Raw genomic sequence first — 2,650 nt, forward strand, 5'->3', positions numbered from 1 at the left:
GCTCAAGGAAGTCACGCGCGGCAAGACCGTGACCGCCGAGGCGCTGCACGGGCTGATCCGCTCGCTCGCCATTCCGGAGGCCGAAAAGGAGCGCCTGCTGGCCATGACGCCCGCCAGCTACATCGGCAAGGCTGCCGAACTGGCCCGGCGGGCATGAAGGCCCCCACGCTCGGCACTTCGTGTCCTCGCTGCCCCCCGAGGGGGCTGATCCGCCTTGGGGCGGCCCGGCGGCGAATCTGATGGCACTCAAATCGACCATCTTCAAGGCCAGTCTCGCGGTCGCCGACATCGACCACAACTACTACGCCGACCACGCGCTGACCCTGGCGCGCCATCCCAGCGAAACCGACGAACGGATGATGATCCGGCTGGTGGCGCTGGCGCTCAACGCCCACAAGCTGCAGGACGTGTGCAACGGCGACGGCACGCTGGCCTTCGGTGCCGGCCTGTCGAACCCGGACGAGCCGGATGTCTGGCTGCGCGACTTCACCGGCCAGGTGAAGCTCTGGATCGAGGTCGGCCAACCCGAGGACAAGCCGGTGATCAAGGCCTGCGGCAAGGCCGACGAGGTGATCGTCTACTGCTTCAACCATGCCGCCGAGATCTGGTGGCGCGGCATCGAGACCAAGCTGACGCGGCCGCAGAACCTCAGCGTGTTTCGCGTGCCGACCGCGGCCTCGCAGTCGCTGGCGGCGCTGGCGCAGCGCTCGATGCAGCTGCAGGCGACGATCCAGGAAGGCGCGCTGATGCTGGGCGACGGCAAGACCAGCATCGACATAGAACCCGTGCGGCTGCGCTAGGGCCCGTGAACAGGCCCTAATCCCTGGGCATCGGGGCGCCGCACTGCCAGCACTGTTCGAATCCGCCCTCCACCAGCTCCCCGCAACGGCACTCCCAGCGACGCTGCGGCCGGTGCTTGAGCGCATGCAACAGCCGCTCGGCCAGCGCGAGCTGGCCGTCGTCCTCGATCCAGATCTCCGGCAGGCACTGGTCGGGCGGCAACTGGCCGGCCGCGGCGCCCAGGTACTCCCTCTGCACCGAGGCGCCGATGCCGTCGTCGCGCAGCATCTGCACCCACAGCGTCGCGATGGCCAGGTTCGGGGCTTGCGCGAGGCGTCGCATGGCGTTCAGTCGGCCGGATCGGGCGGCGCGTCCTCGGGCCAGACCTGCTCGGTCTCGCGCGCGCGCTCGGCATACTTGTTGAAGCGCCAGGCCGTGTCCTGCATCGTGATGCGACGCCAGGTCGAGCGCTTCTCGGCCGGCGACATCGCCGGCCAGTGCTGCACCTCGTCGAAGCTGCGGCCGCAGCCCTTGCACTGGTCGTCGCCCTGGCTGGTGGAGCAGATCGCGATGCACGGGGTGTCGGGCGTGCTCTGGTACCAGTCCATCCAGGCGGCCCAGGCCTTGGCAGGGAAGCCGACTTCGTCGACCTCGTCCTCGTGGTGGAACACCATCAGCGCATAGACCTCGGCCAGCGCCCGCAGTTCGGGGGCCAGCGTGATGCCGTCGGGCGAAGGTTTTCTCTCGCGCCAGAAATTGATGGCGGCCTCGATGTCGGTGATGTGAATGGCAGCCATGGGGAGACAAGAAAAAGCGAGCGCGCATCATAGTCCGGGCAATGTCCCGCAATGGTTGGAGGGATTGCTTGCTCCGAAATCAATAGCACCGCTGCGCCTGTCCACGCCGAATCCAGGCTCATTCTCTTCAAGGAATGAGACAAGTCTGGTTGCAACACCCTGGCCACGATGCTCTAATTCCGCCCACGAAGGGGAGTAGCTCCCACTCGCTCTCCAGGGAGTGGGTTCGCCAGGTCGTCAATACGAAGCAAAACACTTCCGGCCTGTCGGGCAGCCGCGTGCTGTCAAGCAAGACCTTCGATGTGAGCCCTCGCGGGTTTGATCGAAGCGTTGCAAGCCCCCGAGACTCCGTTCTCTCCGTCAACGCCTCATCCGATCCACGCGAGCGGGAGTGAAACGAAAACAGAGAGGACTTCATGGAGCAATTTCTAACCCCCGAATTCTGGGTCGCCGTCGGCCAGATCATCATGATCGACATTCTGCTGGGTGGCGACAATGCGGTCGTGATCGCGCTGGCCTGCCGCAAGCTGCCACCGGCCCAGCGCACCAAGGGCATCCTTTGGGGCACCGCTGGCGCCATCGTGCTGCGCGTCATCCTGATCTTCTTCGCCCTGACGCTGCTGGCGATTCCGTTCCTGAAACTGGCCGGCGCGATCCTGCTGCTGTGGATCGGCGTCAAGCTGCTGGCGCCCGAGCACGACGACGCCCACGGCAGCATCGCGGCGAGCGACAAGCTCTGGGCCGCGGTCAAGACCGTCATCGTGGCCGACCTGGTGATGAGCGTGGACAACGTGATCGCGATCGCGGGTGCCGCACAGGGCGCCGGCGCCGGCCACCAGATGCCGCTCGTGGTCTTCGGCCTGCTGGTCAGCATCCCGATCATCGTCTGGGGCAGCCAGCTGGTGATCAAGCTGATGGACCGCTTCCCGCTGATCATCACGCTGGGCGGCATGCTGCTCGGCTGGATCGCCGGAACCATGGCCGTGTCCGATCCGTCGGTGGCCAATCCGGCCGCCTGGACCTGGGTGCCGAAGCTGCCGCAGACCGACCTGGTGCGCTACGCTGCCGGCGTC

4 protein-coding genes and 1 pseudogene are annotated in these 2,650 nt (G+C 66.5%); 3 read left to right on the forward strand and 2 right to left on the reverse strand.

From position 1 onward, the window contains the following. Positions 1–157, forward strand: a pseudogene (locus AC1D2K_RS33170) (adenylosuccinate lyase); the annotation flags it as partial. Positions 158–239: 82 nt separating this feature from the next. Next, positions 240–800 (forward strand): YaeQ family protein, encoded by a 561-nt coding sequence (locus AC1D2K_RS33175; RefSeq protein WP_478094486.1) that lies wholly within the window; start codon positions 240–242, stop codon positions 798–800. Between the two features lie 16 nt (positions 801–816). On the opposite strand, the gene AC1D2K_RS33180 is transcribed toward AC1D2K_RS33175, so the two are convergent. Beyond that, positions 817–1,122: a DUF2007 domain-containing protein gene (locus tag AC1D2K_RS33180; protein ID WP_478094488.1), complete on the reverse strand. Its 306-nt coding sequence runs from the start codon at positions 1,120–1,122 to the stop codon at positions 817–819. A gap of 5 nt (positions 1,123–1,127) precedes the next feature. Then, positions 1,128–1,577 (reverse strand): DUF3717 domain-containing protein, encoded by a 450-nt coding sequence (locus tag AC1D2K_RS33185; protein WP_478094490.1) that lies wholly within the window; start codon positions 1,575–1,577, stop codon positions 1,128–1,130. Positions 1,578–1,993: 416 nt separating this feature from the next. On the opposite strand from AC1D2K_RS33185, the gene AC1D2K_RS33190 reads away from it, so the two are divergent. Beyond that, a partial coding sequence (locus AC1D2K_RS33190) for a TerC family protein (RefSeq protein ID WP_478094492.1) occupies positions 1,994–2,650 on the forward strand: 657 nt, incomplete at its 3' end.

The organism is Variovorax sp. P1_H12_2 (assembly GCF_056405335.1).

Bases quoted from the DNA above. Each gene is read 5' to 3' on its own strand.
- AC1D2K_RS33175 (WP_478094486.1), top strand. From the start codon at position 240: ATGGCACTCAAATCGACCATCTTCAAGGCCAGTCTCGCGGTCGCCGAC.
- AC1D2K_RS33180 (WP_478094488.1), bottom strand. From the start codon at position 1,122: ATGCGACGCCTCGCGCAAGCCCCGAACCTGGCCATCGCGACGCTGTGG.
- AC1D2K_RS33185 (WP_478094490.1), bottom strand. From the start codon at position 1,577: ATGGCTGCCATTCACATCACCGACATCGAGGCCGCCATCAATTTCTGG.